We start from the raw sequence: 13,871 nt of genomic DNA, 5'->3' as shown, positions 1-13,871 counted from the left end.
CGAACGGTTCCGGGCCTCCTCGCGTCTGCGACGGCTGCGCTCAGGCGAGCGCTCCGATCGCGAAGCTGACGCCGCCCTGCTCGTCGACCTGGGCGTCCAGGACCTTGTCGTCGAGCACCTGAGCCGCCTGGGTCTCCAGGAAGATGCGGGCTCCGCCCGACTCCACCACCTGGTCGGACGCCTCGGGCTCCGGGGTGACGGCCGCTGCGAAGGCGGTGCTGTCGGGGTTGCTGCTGCTGATGCGCAGGCCCGCGGTCTCGTCCGGGGACTGGTCGGTCAGCGTCTTGACGATCGTGCTGGCGTTCTCCGTGAGGGTGAGCATGCGCTCTCCTTCCGTCGTGTTTTCCAGGAGCCACCTACGTTCCCGCATCCCCCGAATGGGGGCAACCTCCGTGGAGGCCATTGCCAGGGAACGCTCACCGGTCGTTCCGTTTGCGCCCGCGGCTGGCTAGGGTGTGCTTGGCGATGACGACCGCGCACTTCGTGAGCGGAGCTTGGGGACCCGCTCACGTCGCCGGAAGAGGTGCGCGCGTGAAGCTGTCCAGGATCCTGATCTCTGTCGTCGCGGCCGGCGCGGTGGCCCTGATCCCCGCCATCCCCGCGCAGGGGTACGCCCTGCACCCGTTGCAGGCGGTCGGCAGCATCGATCGCGTCGCCGTCTCCTACAGCGAGGGGAGCGACACCCCCTCCCTTCACGTCATCGGCTGGGCGGGAGACCTCGCCGACGGGTCGGCGAACGGCCTCGGCGACCTCCAGGCGGAGTTCACCGTCGCCACCCCGGGCGGCTCTCCCGTCACGATCGGATGGGCCGAGCACGAGTACTTCGCCGTGTCCCGGCCGGACGTCCACCACGCCTACCCGCAGCTGAGCGGCACGCAGGGGTTCGATATCTCGCTCACGACGCCGGCGACCGGGCCGCTCACGCTCTGCGTCCGGCTCTGGAACCTGTACGCCACTCCGACGTGGGCCCAGGTCGCATGCTCGAACGTGACGGTCCCGGCGGCGCGGCCCGCCTGGAAGGCGTCCCTCAGCGGCTCCTCGTATGTCGGCAACACGCTCTCCATCGGCTTCTCGACTCAGAGCCCCGGACCGGACACCTACCGGTGGGCCCGGTATTCGCACCTCTACTCGTCGGGCATCAACGCTCCGGCCATTCCCGGTGCGACGCAGCACACCCTGACGTCGACCGTGGCCGATGTCGGATGGGTCCTGGAAGGGACCGTCACGACCACACCGCCGGGGAGTCCGCCGATCGAGCAGCATGTCAGACCGGTCGACGTCTGGTACCCGCAGACGCAACCCATCACCGAGCTGAGCGGAGCCGACCGGTTCGCCACTGCGGTGGCGGCCTCGAAGTCCGGCTTCCCGGATGCCACGGCCGGGGCGCCCGTCGCGTTCGTCGCGTCCGGGATCGACTTCCCCGACGCGCTGTCGGCCGGTCCTGCGGCGGCCAAGGAGGGCGGACCGCTGCTCCTGACCCGCTCCGGAGCTGTGGACCAGCAGACGCTGGATGAGCTCAGCCGCCTCCACCCGGCACGTATCGTCGCGGTCGGCGGCCCGAACGCCCTCGCGGAGTCCGTCCTCGACCAGCTCCGCGCGCTGCCGTTCGCCCACACCGTCGACCGACTGGCCGGGGCGGACCGCTACGCGACCTCGCGCGCCGTCGTGGACGACGCCTTCCACACGGCGGCGAGCCTCTACCTGGCGACCGGCCGAGCCTTCCCCGACGCGCTCGCGGCGGCGTCCGCGGCCGCCGCCCAGGGCGAGCCGGTCCTGCTCACCGACGGCGCCCAGGCCGCTCCGGACGACCTCACCCTGGCCGAGCTCGCGAAGCTCGGGACGACGCACGTCGCCATCGCCGGAGGTCCCGTCGCGATCAGCGACGGCATCGCCGGTCGGCTCGCGTCGAGCACGACCGTTACCCGGCTCGCGGGAGGGGACCGGTTCGGCACCTCCGCGGCGATCGCGGCGAGCGTGCCGCAGACGACCACCGTCTACATCGCGAGCGGCCTCGGCTTCCCGGATGCCCTCGTCGTGGCGCCGCTCAGCGGCCGGACGCACGCGCCGCTGGTGCTGAGCACGGGGAGCTGTCTCGCGCAGTCGGTCCTCAGCACGATGCTCGCGCGATCCGCCGGGATCATCGTCGCGCTCGGCGACCGCGAAGTGCAGCCCTGGCTGACGACGGGCATCGCCGCCTGCCAGGGCTGAGCACCGAGCCGGAGGCCTCTACTCGAACGCCTTCAGCAGCTCGCGGTTGAACGCCTCCAGGTCGTCGGGCTTGCGCGACGAGACGAGGGTGAACGGTCCTTCGTCGACGTGCACCTGCTCGTCGACCCAGGTCGCGCCGGCGTTGCGGTAGTCGGTCTGGAGGCTCGGCCAGGATGTCAGCGTGCGTCCGGACACGACGCCCGCCTCGATGAGCACCCAGCCGCCGTGGCAGATGACCGCGATCGGCTTGCCGGCGTCGGCGAACGCTTTCACCAGGGACACGGCCTCCGGGAAGGTACGCACCTGGTCGCCGTTGGCCACGCCGCCCGGGAGCACGAGGGCGTCGTACTGGTCGGCGCTCGCCGCATCCAGCGTCACATCCACCGGGAAGGTGTCGGCGGGTGTCAGGTGGTTGAACGCCTGAACCGTGCCGTCCTCCTTCGAGATCAGCTTCGGCGTGCCGCCTGCGTCGCTCACCGCCGACCAGGGCTCGACCAGCTCGGCCTGCTCGATGCCCTCCGGGCCCACCAGGAACGCGATCGTCTTTCCATTCAATGCCATGAGTGTTCTCCTTCTGTCTCGCCCCCACCTGTACGCGCGCGGCGGGGCAGAATGAACCCATGGCGAGCATCCCGGAGCTGACTCTCAACGACGGCACCACCATCCCGCAGCTGGGCTTCGGCGTGTACAAGATCCCGGAGGCCGAGACGGCGGACGCGGTGGTGACGGCGCTGGACGCGGGGTACCGCCACATCGACACCGCGGCGTTCTACGAGAACGAGCGCGGCGTGGGCGAGGGCGTACGGCGGAGCGGGCTGGACCGGTCGGAGGTCTTCGTCACCAGCAAGGTGTGGTGGACCGAGAACGGGTACGACTCGACGCTCCGGTCGTTCGACGCCAGCCTCGAACGTCTGGGCTTCGACACGATCGACCTGTTCCTCATCCACTGGCCGGCGCCGAAGAGCGACCGCTACGTCGAGACCTGGCGCGCTTTGGAGCGGGTGCGGGACGAGGGCCGGGCGCGGTCGATCGGGGTGGCGAACTTCCACATCCATCACCTGGAGCGGCTGGCGCGCGAGACGGATACGGTGCCCGCGGTCAACCAGGTGGAGCTGCACCCGTGGCTGCCCCAGGCCGAGGTGCGCGCGTACGACGCGGCGCATGGGATCGTGACAGAGGCGTGGTCGCCGCTCGCGCGCGGGCGCATCCTCGGCGATCCGACACTCGATCGGCTGGCCGCGAAGCATGGGGTCAGCCCGGCGCAGATCGTCATCCGGTGGCAGCTGCAGCTCGGCAACGTGGTGATCCCGAAGTCCACCTCGCCGAAGCGGATCCGCTCGAACCTCGACGTGTTCGGGTTCGAGCTCGACGCCGACGACCTGGCCGCGATCGCCGCGCTGGAGTCGGGCGAGCGGACGGGGAAGGACCCGGACGACCTGGGCTAGGACACCCGCTCCACCCGCTGCCGCAGGATGGTGCGCAGCTTCTCGGGTGCCGTCCGGCGGGCGTCGCCGAGGTAGATCTCGTGGTGGCGGCCGGTCATGCGGAGGCCGTGGTCCGGGATGTACCTGGTGTGCAGCTCGTCCAGCACCGGCGCCTCATCGTCATACGGGCCGAGGTGCAGCGTTTGAACGCACAGGCCCTCGTCGAGGGTTTCGACGCGCAGCTCGTCGAGCAGCGGCGCCGACCCCTTCGCGGCGACGGTCGTGCGGGCCTCCTCCACATGGGCGTCGGTGATCCAGTCCGGGAGCAGGTTCAGCAGTGTCCAGTCCCACTGCGACTTGTCGCGGGCGCTCGTGAACGCCGCCATGTCGTCCGCCCACCACAGCGCCTCGAGCGGCATCACGGTGTAGTCGCGGTCGAGCGTGCGCTTGCTGAGGAACTTCACGGCGTAGGCGACGGGGTACAGCGTCTGCAGCGCATCCCGATACCGGTCGGCGGTGTTCGGGTCGCCGTGGCCGTCGATCATCAGGTACCGGAGCGGCGGCAGCGTGACGACGTCGAAGCGACCGCGCGTCGCTGTGTAGGCGCCCAGCTCCTTCTTCAGGTCCGCCTTCACCACGCCACCCCGCTTACTCACCCGACGGATGGGCGCCGACGACGTCGAGCAGCCACGCCAGGGCGAACGCCCGCTCGCGCCAGGCGGCGTACCGCCCGGAGACGCCTCCGTGGCCCGCGGCCATCTCGATCTTGAGCAGCGGGTCCGCGCCCACCTCGCGCAGCTTGGCGACCCACTTCGCCGGCTCGACGTAGAGCACGCGCGTGTCGTTGAGGCTCGTGATCGCGAGGATGCGTGGGTACGTGGTCCGATGCACGTTCTCGTACGGCGAGTACGACTTCATGTAGTCGTAGACCTCGGGGTCGTGCAGCGGGTCGCCCCACTCGTCCCACTCGATCACCGTCAGCGGCAGGGACGGGTCGAGGATGCTGGTGAGCGGGTCCACGAACGGCACCTCGGCGAGGATGCCGGCGAAGTCGCGCGGCGCGAGGTTCGCGACCGCGCCCATCAGCAGGCCGCCGGCGCTGCCGCCCTGCGCCGCCATCCGGGACGGCTCGGTCCAGCCGCGGTCGACCAGGTGCCGGGCGGCGGCGACGAAGTCGGTGAAGGTGTTCTTCTTGTGCAGCTCCTTGCCGTTCTCGTACCAGAGCCGGCCGAGCTCGCCGCCGCCGCGCACATGAGCGATGGCGAAGACGACGCCGCGGTCGAGCAGGCTCAGGCGCGGGATGCCGAACGACGGGTCCATGCTGGCCTCGTACGAGCCGTAGCCGTAAAGGACCAACGGTGCAGGCTCGCCCGGGGTGACGAGGTCGCGGCGGTAGACGAGCGAGATCGGGACCCGCGCCCCGTCCTCGGCGACGGCCCACTCGCGGCGCTGCTCGAACAGCGACGGGTCGAAGCCGCCGAGCACGGGCTGCTGCTTGCGTAGGGCGAGCTCGCCGGTCGCCACGTCGTAGTCGTAGACGGTCGACGGCGTGACGAAGCTGCCGTAGCCGAGGCGGAGGAACGGCTGCGTCCACTCGGGGTTGCCGCCGACGCCGACGGTGAACAGCTCCTCGTCGAAGTGCAGCTCGTGCGGGGTGTCGTCCTTGGGCACGCCGTCGTGGGGCAGCCGTGCCACCGCGACGCGGGTCATGCCCTCGCGTCGGTACTCGACGCTGACGAAGTCGCGGAACGCATCCACACCCTCCAGCCGCACAGCGGGGTCATGGGGGAGCAGGATGCGCTTGGGGCCCTGCGGGTCGTCGGCCGAGACGCTGACCAGCTCGAAGTTGACGGCGTCGTCGTTGTGCACGATCAGCAGCCGGTCGTGGCCGCCGACCACCGCGTGCTCGACGTCGTATTCGACGCCGTCCTTCCGCGGCCAGACGACGCGGAACTCGCCGGTCGGGTCGTCCGAGCGCAGCAGCCACGCCTCGCTGGTGATGCTGGAGCCGGCCTCGATCACGAGGAACCGTCGGCTGCGGGTGAGGCCCACGCCGATCCAGAAGCGCTCGTCCGGCTCGTGGAAGACCTGGACGTCATCGACGTCCGGGCCGTCGCCGACGCGGTGACGCCAGACGGTGTCCGGGCGCCAGGAGTCATCGACCGTCGTGTAGAAGACGTAGGCGCCGGTCTGGTCGAACAGCGCACCGCCGGCCGTCCCGGCGATCTCGTCGGGGAAGGCGGCGCCGTCGTCGGTGAGCGACCGGACGCGGAGCGTGTAGCGCTCGTCGCCCTCGGTGTCGACCGCCCAGAGCAGGCGCGTGCCGTCGGCGCTGACGTCGAAGCTGCCGAGCGCGTAGAAGTCGTGGCCCTCGGCCTCGACATTGTCGTCGAGCAGGATCTGCTCGCCGGGGAGGCCGTTCTGCTGCGCGTCCTCGTCGAGCACCGGCGGCACCCAGTCATCGGCGGAGGCGATGGGGGCGCGGCAGTGGATGCCGTACTGCTTCCCCTCGACCGTGCGGGTGTAGTACCACCAGTCGCCCTCGCGCACCGGGACGCTCATGTCCGTCTCGCGGGTGCGGGCCTTGATCTCGTCGAAGATCTGCTCGCGCAGCACGGACAGGTGTTCGGTGCGGGCGTTGGTGTACGCGTTCTCCTCGTGGAGGTGCGCGGTGACCGCCGGGTCGTCCTTCTCGCGCAGCCACTCGTAGTCGTCGACGTAGACGTCGCCGTGGTGGGTGCGTTCGACGGGCTTCTTCGGCGTGACCGGCGGGGTGAGCATGAGCCCAGGCTATCGGGCGCAGCCCACCCCTGCCGGGGTCGCGGTCAGGGACGCAGCAGCACCTTGCCGACGCGGCCGGCCTCGCCGCTCGCGGCGACAGCCGACGCGATCTCGTCGAAGGAGTGGATGCTCGCGACCGGGAGGGTCAGCGTCCCGTCGAGGATGTGCGCGAACAGCTCCTGGAACAGCCGGCCGCGGATGTCGGCGGGCATCTCGCGGCTGACGACACTGCCCCAGAACCCCTTCACGGTGGCCTGCTTGAAGATGATGTCGCCCGACGCGAGCTCGAGGGTCGGGGACGCCATGGCGCCGAACACGACGAGCGTGCCGTTCTCGGCGAGCGTCGACAGCACGTCGCCGGCGGAGGACCCGCCGACCGAGTCGACGCCCACGCGGATCGGGGCGCCCCCGGTGATCTCGGCGAGGCGGTCGCGCCAGCCGTCGTCGTCGGTGGCGATGACCCGGTCGATGCCCTGCGCGCGGAGCTCGTCGACGCCGGCGGACCGGCGGACCAGCCCGACGACGTTGAGCCCGCGGGCGGCGCCGAGCTGCGCGACCATCCGGCCGACGGCCCCGTTCGCGGCGTTCTGGATGAGCCAGTCGCCCTCGCTCAGGTCCAGCGACTCCAGCAGGCTGATCGCGCTGAACGGCATCGAGACCAGCTGCGCGGCGGACTCGTCGGGGAGCCCGTCCGGGACGGGGATGAGCCCGGCGGCTCGGGTGACGAAGTACTCGCTCCAGACGCCGAACGTCCCGCCGGTGACGACCCGCTGGCCGACCGTGAGCTGATCGACGCCCTCGCCGAGCGCGTCCACGACCCCGAGCGCTTCGGTGCCGGCCTGCGCGGGCAGCTCGGGCTTGAAGCCGTAGGTGCCGCGGACGGTCCACAGATCGTGGTTGTGGATGGGGGAGAGCAGCAGGCGGACGCGGACCTCTCCGGGGCCGGGCTCGGGGAGCGGACGCTCCTCGGTGGCCAGCACCTGGGCTGGGTCGCCGAACTCGTGGTGGATGAGCGCCTTCATGTCAGTCCTCCGAGACCAGTATCTGCACGTCGATATTGCCGCGCGTGGCGTTCGAGTAGGGGCAGACCTGGTGCGCCGCATCCGCGAGCGCCCGCGCCTGCTCCGCCTCCAGACCCGGCAGCACGACCTCGAGCAGCACCGCGAGCTGGTAGCCGCCCTGGCCGTTGGGGCCGATCTGCACGCGGCCGCCGACCGACGAGTCGTCGATCTTCACCTTCTGGCTGCGGGCGACCGCCTGCAGCGCCGAGTGGAAGCACGCCGCATACCCCGCGGCGAACAGCTGCTCGGGGTTGGTGCCGGAGCCCGAGCCGCCCATCTCCTTCGGGATGGCGAGGTCGAGCGCGAAGGTGCCGTCGCTGGTGGCGACACGGCCGTCGCGGCCGGCTCCGGTGGAGAGGGCTTCCGCGGTGTAGAGGACGTTCATGAGTTCCTTTCTGAGGGGGTTCAGTTCGTCGGGGCGACCGTGCGCTCCGCGGTGGCGGCGTGCATGGTCTCGGTGAGACGGTGGAGGGTGTCGATGAGGGCGGTGGCGGCCTCCTGATCGGGCAGGCCGGTGCCCGCGGCGATCCGGGCCGGGATGTGCGCCAGCTCCGGGCGCAGCTCGCGGCCGCGCTCGCCGATGGTGACGGTCACGACGCGCTCGTCGTCGCCGCGGCGCTCGCGCTTCACCAGCCCGGACTGCTCCATGCGGCGCAGGAGCGGGGACAGCGTCCCGGAGTCGAGCTGCAGGTGGTCGCCGAGCGACGACACGGTCTGGTCGCCCTCCACCCAGAGGGTGATGAGCACGAGGTACTGCGGGTACGTGAGGCCCCACGGCTCCAGCAGCGTGCGGTACGCCTGGGTCGTGGCGCGGGTCGCTGCGTAGAGCGAGAAGCACACCATCTCGTCCGTAACGGGCATGCCTTCACGATTGCACACAATTCAGTTGTGCACAACTCAACTCACCTACTGGGCCCAACACGCCGTTAAACCAACGGTCATAGCGGCGTGTTGGGCCGAGCAGACGCATCCGCGATCCGTCAAGCAGAGAGGGCGCGCGTCAGCGGGCGGCGGCGAAGGCGAGCAGGGCGGCGCCGGCGCGGCCGGCGTCGCCGCCGAGGGCGCTGCGCACGACCGGCGGGCGGTCGCGCCAGGCGAGACCGGCGGACATCCGCTCGCCGAGGGGTCCGAACAGCGCATCCCCGGCGTGGGAGACCCCACCGCCGAGCACGATCAGGCCGGGGTCGAGCAGCAGGGTCAGGATGTTGAGGCCCTGCGCGAGGACGTCCAGCGCCTCCGACCACACGCGGTCCGCGATCGGGTCGGTGCCCAGCCGTTGGACGACCCGCCGCGTACTGAGGTCGGCACCGCCGGCCGCGCGGTAGCGCCGCGCCACGCCTGCGCCGGACATGTACACCTCGAGGCAGCCGCGCTGGCCGCAGGTGCAGGGCTCACCGCCGGGGATGACGGGGATGTGGCCGAACTCGCCGGCGGCGCCGGTCGCGCCGGTCACGGCGCCGCCGGACGAGACGAGGGCGGCGGCCACGCCGGTGCCGATCGGCACAAGGGCGAAGTCGCCGAAGCCGCGGGCCGCGCCGGTGCTGCGCTCCGCGAGGCCGGCCGCGCGCACGTCGTGGCCGACGGCGACGGGCAGGCGGAGTTCCGAGCGGAGGATGTCGAGGAGCGGCACGTCGCGCCAGCCCAAGTTGGACGCATAGTGCACGAGCCCGCGCTGCTCGTCGAGCATCCCCGGCGTCGCCACCCCCGCACCGACCACGTCGTGACCGTCGTCGCCCGCGGTCCGCCGCAGCTCCTCGAGCATGGCGACGAGCGAGCCGAGGATGCCGTCGGCGGGAGTCGGACGCGTCGACTCGGCGACGGCGGTGCCGTCCTCCGTGACGACCGCACCCTTCATGGCCGTCCCGCCGAGGTCCACGGCGAGGACGACGGGCGACCCGCTCACGCGGCGCCCTCCGAGGCGGCGTGCTCGTCAGAGCGGCCGCCGCCGGCACCACCGCGCGTCGCGCCGGCGCCAGTGCGGCCCGCCTCGGGGTCTCCGCCGCCCTGCCCCGTGGCATGAGCTACACCACCGACCGCCTCCACCACAGCCCGCACGACCTCCGCGGACGTGACCTCCCGCGTCCCCGCGTCGTACGCCGTCGGCGCACCCGCCGCGGCTGTCGCGACCGACTCCTGCGCCCGCAGGTGCACCTCCCGAACGCCCGTCCGCGCCACCAGATCCGCCGCGTTGCCCGGCCGCACCCCGCCTCCGGCGAGCACCGCGATCCGGTCGCCCGCCTGCGCCACGAGCGACGCGAGGGCTTCCGCTCCCTCCGCCGCGGTCGCCGCGCCACCCGACGTCAGCACCCGCGCGACGCCGAGCGACACCAACCGCTCCAGCGCCTCCGTGCGGTCCGGCACCTGGTCGAACGCCTTGTGGAACGTCACCGGCGCGTCCCCGCACGCCGCCACGAGCCGACGCGTCGCGTCCACGTCGATCCGGCCGTCCGGACGCAGCGCCCCGACGACGAATCCGACCGCCACATACGCCGAGTGAGGCAGCACGCGCAGCGAGTGGATGTCGTCCACCATCGCCTGCACCTCGTCCTCGTCGTAGACGAAGTCCCCGGGCCGCTGTCGGATGAGCACCTGGATGCCGATCCGCGTCGCAGCGCGAAGCGCGCCCGCGACGGTCCCGACCGACGGGGTGATGCCGCCCTCGGACAGTGCCGCGCACAGCTCCACCCGGTCCGCTCCCGCCTCCTCGGCGACGCGGACGCCGGCGAGGTCGTCCAGGCAGATCTCGACGACGGTCACGCGACGCGCTCCAGCGCGGCCGTGAGGTCCGCGCCGGGCTCGATCGCGCCGACCGGGACGCCGCCGCCGAGCACCGGCAGGTCGACGAGGGCGCGGGCGTCCGCGATCGGGGTGCCCAGCGCCTCCAGCACGCGCAGCGCGATCAGCGTCGTCGCACGCGGGCTGCCGTCCACGATCTTCATCGCGACCGCAGTGCCGTCGGCCGCCGCGACACCGATCACGCCCTCGGCGCCGCCCTTCGCGAGCGCGCCGGGGACCGTCTCCATCAGCGTCGTGTTCTGGTGACCGCTGCCGCCGACGTAGTAGGGGTGCTCGCGCATGGCGTCCGCCACCGCGCGCTCCGGCGTCCCGGGCTCGGCCTGCACGAGGCGGCCGAAGGCGCGGGCGATGCCGCGCACGCTGGTGCCGAACAACGGTGCGCCGCAGCCGTCGATCGCGTCGTGGCCGACCGGCACGCCGGTCGCCTCGGCCATCGTGGCGCGGACGTGCTGCTGCAGCGGGTGAGACGGGTCGAGGTAGCCGTCGGTGGGCCAGCCGTTGGTCGCGGCGGCGAGCAGCATCGCGGCGTGCTTGCCGGAGCAGTTCATCCGGACCCGCGACCGACCCTCGCCGTCGCGCAGCATCCGCTCGAACGTCGCCTCGTCCTCCGGCCGGTCGACCGGGCAGCCGAGTGCCGCGTCGTCGACGCCGGCCCGAGCGAGCAGCGAGCGCACCAGGCGCACGTGCTCGTCCTCGCCCGTGTGGCTGCCGGCCGCGATCGCCAGCTCCGGACCGGTCAGCGGCGCGCCCGCCGTCAGGCACGCGAGCGCCTGCAGCGGCTTCACCGTGCTGCGCGGCAGCACGACCGCGTCCGGGTCGCCCAGCTCGATCAGCGGGTTTCCCGCCGGGTCGAGGGCGACGAGGCTGCCGAAGTGCCGGCTCTCGATCAGTCCCGATCGCCGCACCAGGGCGAGCTCGGCGAGGGTGGACACGGTGGGGGCGGCGCTAGGCATGATCGGCTCTCGGGGTGACGGCGGCGTCGTCGTCGTGCTCGACGGCGGCGACGACGGGAAGGGACGGAAGGGTCGGCGGCGCGGTGGTGCGGCGGCGCGACCCGCGCTGCAGCCGCGAGGCGAACGCCGACAGGCTGCCGTTGACGATCAGGTAGATCACGGTCACGGCGACGTAGGTCGGGATGAGGAGGTGCAGGTACGACGCCAGCACCTGGCCGCGGTACAGCAGCTCGGTGAACGCGACGATGTAGCCGAGCGACGTGTCCTTGAGGAGGCTCACGAACTGTGTCACCAGCGACGGTGTCACGTTCCGGATCGCCTGCGGCAGCACCACGTACGTCATGGCCTGCGTGGGCCGCATCCCGAGGCTGAGCGCCGCCTCCCGCTGCCCGCGCGGCAGGCTCAGGATGCCGGCGCGCACGATCTCGGCGAAGACGGCCGCGTTCGCGATGGTCAGCGGCACGACGAGCTTCCACAGCGTCGGCAGGTTGATGCCGATCTGCGGCAGGCCGAAGAGCATGAGGTAGATCACCAGCAGCACGGGCACCGTGCGCGCGATCTCGATGTAGAGCCCGCAGACGAACCGGACCCAGCGGACGTGGCTGACCCGGCCGAGCGCGAGCAGCACGCCGAGGAACGCCCCGAGCACGGCGACGATCGCGGCGGCCTCCAGCGTTCCGAGCAGGCCGACCAGCAGGTACTGCCAGATCGCCCATTCGGTGAACGGCGCCCAGCGCGCGGGATCGAGCTGACCGTGCGAGGCGAACTGCCAGAGCCCCAGGCCGACGACGACGGCGAAGATCAGGACGCTGACGATCGACCCGACGAGGATGTTGCGACGCCCGCGCGGTCCGGGGACGTCGTAGATGAAGGCGGCGTCGTAGCGGCGCTTCGTGCGCTTGGCGCGGATCGGCGCCGGACGGTCGGGGATGAGCTGCGCGGTCATCGGGTGATCGCCACCTTCCGCTCGACCCAGCCGGCGGCGAGGCCGATGGCGAGGGCGATGGCCATGTACACGAGTCCGGCGCTCGAGAAGATCAGGATGGGCTGCGCCGCGACGAGGTTGACCTTGTTGACCTCGGCGGTGAGCTCGACGACCCCGACCGCTGCGGCGAGGGCGGTGTTCATCGCGAGCGCGATCATGACGTTGCCGATCGGCTGCACGACGGCGCGCAGTGCCTGCGGCACGACGACGTACCGCAGCGACTGCCAGAGCGTCAGCCCGAGGGCGCGGGACGCCTCCACCTGACCGACCGGGACGGTGTTCACTCCGGAGCGCACGGCCTCCGCCACGTAGGCCGCCTCGTACACGGTGAGCACGATGATCGCGGTCGGCGTCAGCGGCAGCAGGATGCCCGCATCCGGCAGCGCGAACACCGCGAGCAGGAGCAGAGCCAGCAGCGGGACGTTGATGAAGAACTGCACGTAGAGGAAGGCCGCGGCGCGCAGCACCGGGATCGGGCTGACGCGCGCGATCGTCACCAGCACGCCGAGCGCGATGGAGCCGACGCCTGCCACGACGGCCATCAGCAGCGTGGTGCCGAGCGCCTGGACCAGCGGTCCCAGGTTGTCGATCAGGGGGTTCATCGTTCTCTCGTCGAGCGCGGGTGGAAGAAGGGGGTGGGAGGCCGGATGCGCGCGGGCGTGGGGGTCGCCTCCACGCGCATCCGGCCGGTCTGTCAGGAGCCGGGGACCGAGCCGATCTCGGGGGCCGTCGGCACGTCGGAGTCGGTCACGGTGCCGAGCGTGGTCTTCCACGCCTTGCCCCACTGGCCGTCCTTCTGGATGGTCTTCAGCCACTCGTTGACGAACTTCTTGAAGTCGTCGTCACCGTGCTTGAGGCCGATGCCGTAGGGCTCCTTGGTGAAGGGCTGGCCCACGACCTTGATCTGCTTCTCGCTCGCGGCGTCGCTGGCGAGCAGGGTGTAGTCCTGCACATAGGCGTCGCCACGGCCCTGGATGAGCGCCTGCACGGCGGCCGGGTCGGTCCCGAACGCGGTGACGGTCGCCTTCGGGGCGATCTTCGGCACCTCGGTCACGGCCGGCGTGTTGGCGCCGACGATGACGTTCTTGCCGTCGAGGTCCTTGTAGCTCTTGATGTCCTTGTTGTCGCTCTTGACGGCGACCGCGAGGCCGGACTCGAAGTACGGACCGGCGAAGTCGACCTGCTTGGCGCGCTCCTCGGTGATCGTGTACGTGTTGAACACCACGTCGACGGTGTCGTTCTGGAGCATCGCCTCGCGGGTCTCCGACGCCGGCGGGACGATCTCCACGTTCGGCTTGCCGATGATGTAGGTCGCGAGCAGCTTGGCGAGCTCGGCGTCGAAGCCGTTCACCTTGCTGGGGTCGGTCGGGTCCTGCTGCGAGAGCAGCGGGGCGTCGAGCGCTTCGGCGACGATGAGCTTGCCGCGCTTCTTGATCTTCTCCATGGTGGAGCCGGAGAGGATGAGGTCGGCCTTCGCGACGGGCGCGCCGGCCAGCACGGAGTCTCCGGACGCGGTCGAGCTGGCGTCGCTGCCGGGCAGTGCCGTGTTTCCGGAGCACGCGGTGACGGCGAGCGTCACGGCGGCGAGCAGGACGCCGGCGACGGCGCTCTTCCTGCGGATGCTGCGGGTCATGGGATGCATCCCTTTCTGATGTGGGCGGGG

At 71.6% G+C, this 13,871-nt stretch carries 15 protein-coding genes; 2 read left to right on the top strand and 13 right to left on the bottom strand.

What is annotated here, in order from left to right:
- Window positions 1-40: 40 nt before the first annotated feature.
- Window positions 41-322, bottom strand: coding sequence for a hypothetical protein (locus tag ACRAWB_RS11605; protein WP_064110694.1), 282 nt, complete (start codon window positions 320-322; stop codon window positions 41-43).
- A gap of 209 nt (window positions 323-531) precedes the next feature.
- Between ACRAWB_RS11605 and ACRAWB_RS11600 the strand changes: the two genes are divergently transcribed.
- The gene (locus ACRAWB_RS11600; RefSeq protein ID WP_431353466.1) at window positions 532-2,208 is read left to right on the top strand and encodes a cell wall-binding repeat-containing protein; all 1,677 of its coding nucleotides are present in this window, start codon (window positions 532-534) and stop codon (window positions 2,206-2,208) included.
- A gap of 18 nt (window positions 2,209-2,226) precedes the next feature.
- On the opposite strand, the gene ACRAWB_RS11595 is transcribed toward ACRAWB_RS11600, so the two are convergent.
- Window positions 2,227-2,769 carry a type 1 glutamine amidotransferase domain-containing protein gene (locus ACRAWB_RS11595; RefSeq protein WP_431353465.1) on the bottom strand — a complete coding sequence of 181 codons (543 nt, stop codon included), beginning with the start codon at window positions 2,767-2,769 and terminating at the stop codon, window positions 2,227-2,229.
- Between the two features lie 59 nt (window positions 2,770-2,828).
- On the opposite strand from ACRAWB_RS11595, the gene ACRAWB_RS11590 reads away from it, so the two are divergent.
- Window positions 2,829-3,653, top strand: a complete 825-nt coding sequence (locus ACRAWB_RS11590) for an aldo/keto reductase (protein WP_431353464.1) — start codon at window positions 2,829-2,831, stop codon at window positions 3,651-3,653.
- Here ACRAWB_RS11590 and ACRAWB_RS11585 read toward each other — a convergent pair.
- The 11 genes from ACRAWB_RS11585 to ACRAWB_RS11535 form a co-directional block, all read right to left on the bottom strand.
- Window positions 3,650-4,267: a GyrI-like domain-containing protein gene (locus ACRAWB_RS11585; RefSeq protein WP_431354506.1), complete on the bottom strand. Its 618-nt coding sequence runs from the start codon at window positions 4,265-4,267 to the stop codon at window positions 3,650-3,652. The genes ACRAWB_RS11590 and ACRAWB_RS11585 overlap by 4 nt on opposite strands.
- Window positions 4,268-4,280: 13 nt before the next feature.
- The gene (locus ACRAWB_RS11580) at window positions 4,281-6,413 is read right to left on the bottom strand and encodes a S9 family peptidase (protein WP_431353463.1); all 2,133 of its coding nucleotides are present in this window, start codon (window positions 6,411-6,413) and stop codon (window positions 4,281-4,283) included.
- A gap of 44 nt (window positions 6,414-6,457) precedes the next feature.
- Window positions 6,458-7,435, bottom strand: a complete 978-nt coding sequence (locus ACRAWB_RS11575) for a zinc-binding dehydrogenase (RefSeq protein ID WP_431353462.1) — start codon at window positions 7,433-7,435, stop codon at window positions 6,458-6,460.
- 1 nt (window position 7,436) lies between these two features.
- Window positions 7,437-7,859 (bottom strand): organic hydroperoxide resistance protein, encoded by a 423-nt coding sequence (locus ACRAWB_RS11570; RefSeq protein WP_431353461.1) that lies wholly within the window; start codon window positions 7,857-7,859, stop codon window positions 7,437-7,439.
- Between the two features lie 20 nt (window positions 7,860-7,879).
- On the bottom strand, window positions 7,880-8,335 hold the full coding sequence (locus tag ACRAWB_RS11565; RefSeq protein WP_431353460.1) for a MarR family winged helix-turn-helix transcriptional regulator: 456 nt from the start codon (window positions 8,333-8,335) through the stop codon (window positions 7,880-7,882).
- Window positions 8,336-8,474: 139 nt separating this feature from the next.
- Complete coding sequence (locus ACRAWB_RS11560) at window positions 8,475-9,377, bottom strand: ROK family protein (RefSeq protein WP_431353459.1); 903 nt, start codon at window positions 9,375-9,377, stop codon at window positions 8,475-8,477.
- Entirely contained in the window at window positions 9,374-10,231 is an 858-nt protein-coding gene (locus ACRAWB_RS11555) for a copper homeostasis protein CutC (protein WP_431353458.1), read from the bottom strand. Before ACRAWB_RS11555 ends, ACRAWB_RS11560 begins: the two co-directional genes overlap by 4 nt.
- Window positions 10,228-11,223 (bottom strand): asparaginase, encoded by a 996-nt coding sequence (locus ACRAWB_RS11550; protein ID WP_431353457.1) that lies wholly within the window; start codon window positions 11,221-11,223, stop codon window positions 10,228-10,230. The genes ACRAWB_RS11555 and ACRAWB_RS11550 overlap by 4 nt, the downstream gene beginning before the upstream one ends.
- A complete protein-coding gene (locus ACRAWB_RS11545) occupies window positions 11,216-12,169 on the bottom strand; it encodes an amino acid ABC transporter permease (RefSeq protein WP_431353456.1) in 954 nt (317 codons plus the stop codon). The genes ACRAWB_RS11550 and ACRAWB_RS11545 overlap by 8 nt, the downstream gene beginning before the upstream one ends.
- Window positions 12,166-12,810, bottom strand: a complete 645-nt coding sequence (locus ACRAWB_RS11540; RefSeq protein WP_431353455.1) for an amino acid ABC transporter permease — start codon at window positions 12,808-12,810, stop codon at window positions 12,166-12,168. The genes ACRAWB_RS11545 and ACRAWB_RS11540 overlap by 4 nt, the downstream gene beginning before the upstream one ends.
- A 92-nt stretch (window positions 12,811-12,902) precedes the next feature.
- Window positions 12,903-13,841, bottom strand: coding sequence for a glutamate ABC transporter substrate-binding protein (locus tag ACRAWB_RS11535; RefSeq protein WP_431353454.1), 939 nt, complete (start codon window positions 13,839-13,841; stop codon window positions 12,903-12,905).
- Window positions 13,842-13,871 lie beyond the last annotated feature (30 nt).

The organism is Leifsonia poae (assembly GCF_050632865.1).
GTDB classification, from domain to species: Bacteria; Actinomycetota; Actinomycetes; order Actinomycetales; family Microbacteriaceae; genus Leifsonia; species Leifsonia poae_B.
Note: the sequence above shows the minus strand (reverse complement) of the source record. Positions and strands in the feature narration are given on the sequence as shown.

Coding starts and splice junctions, on each gene's coding strand:
- ACRAWB_RS11545 (WP_431353456.1), bottom strand. CDS start 12,169: ATGACCGCGCAGCTCATCCCCGACCGTCCGGCGCCGATCCGCGCCAAG.
- ACRAWB_RS11540 (WP_431353455.1), bottom strand. CDS start 12,810: ATGAACCCCCTGATCGACAACCTGGGACCGCTGGTCCAGGCGCTCGGC.
- ACRAWB_RS11590 (WP_431353464.1), top strand. CDS start 2,829: ATGGCGAGCATCCCGGAGCTGACTCTCAACGACGGCACCACCATCCCG.
- ACRAWB_RS11550 (WP_431353457.1), bottom strand. CDS start 11,223: ATGCCTAGCGCCGCCCCCACCGTGTCCACCCTCGCCGAGCTCGCCCTG.
- ACRAWB_RS11535 (WP_431353454.1), bottom strand. CDS start 13,841: ATGACCCGCAGCATCCGCAGGAAGAGCGCCGTCGCCGGCGTCCTGCTC.
- ACRAWB_RS11570 (WP_431353461.1), bottom strand. CDS start 7,859: ATGAACGTCCTCTACACCGCGGAAGCCCTCTCCACCGGAGCCGGCCGC.
- ACRAWB_RS11605 (WP_064110694.1), bottom strand. CDS start 322: ATGCTCACCCTCACGGAGAACGCCAGCACGATCGTCAAGACGCTGACC.
- ACRAWB_RS11580 (WP_431353463.1), bottom strand. CDS start 6,413: ATGCTCACCCCGCCGGTCACGCCGAAGAAGCCCGTCGAACGCACCCAC.
- ACRAWB_RS11575 (WP_431353462.1), bottom strand. CDS start 7,435: ATGAAGGCGCTCATCCACCACGAGTTCGGCGACCCAGCCCAGGTGCTG.
- ACRAWB_RS11565 (WP_431353460.1), bottom strand. CDS start 8,335: ATGCCCGTTACGGACGAGATGGTGTGCTTCTCGCTCTACGCAGCGACC.
- ACRAWB_RS11595 (WP_431353465.1), bottom strand. CDS start 2,769: ATGGCATTGAATGGAAAGACGATCGCGTTCCTGGTGGGCCCGGAGGGC.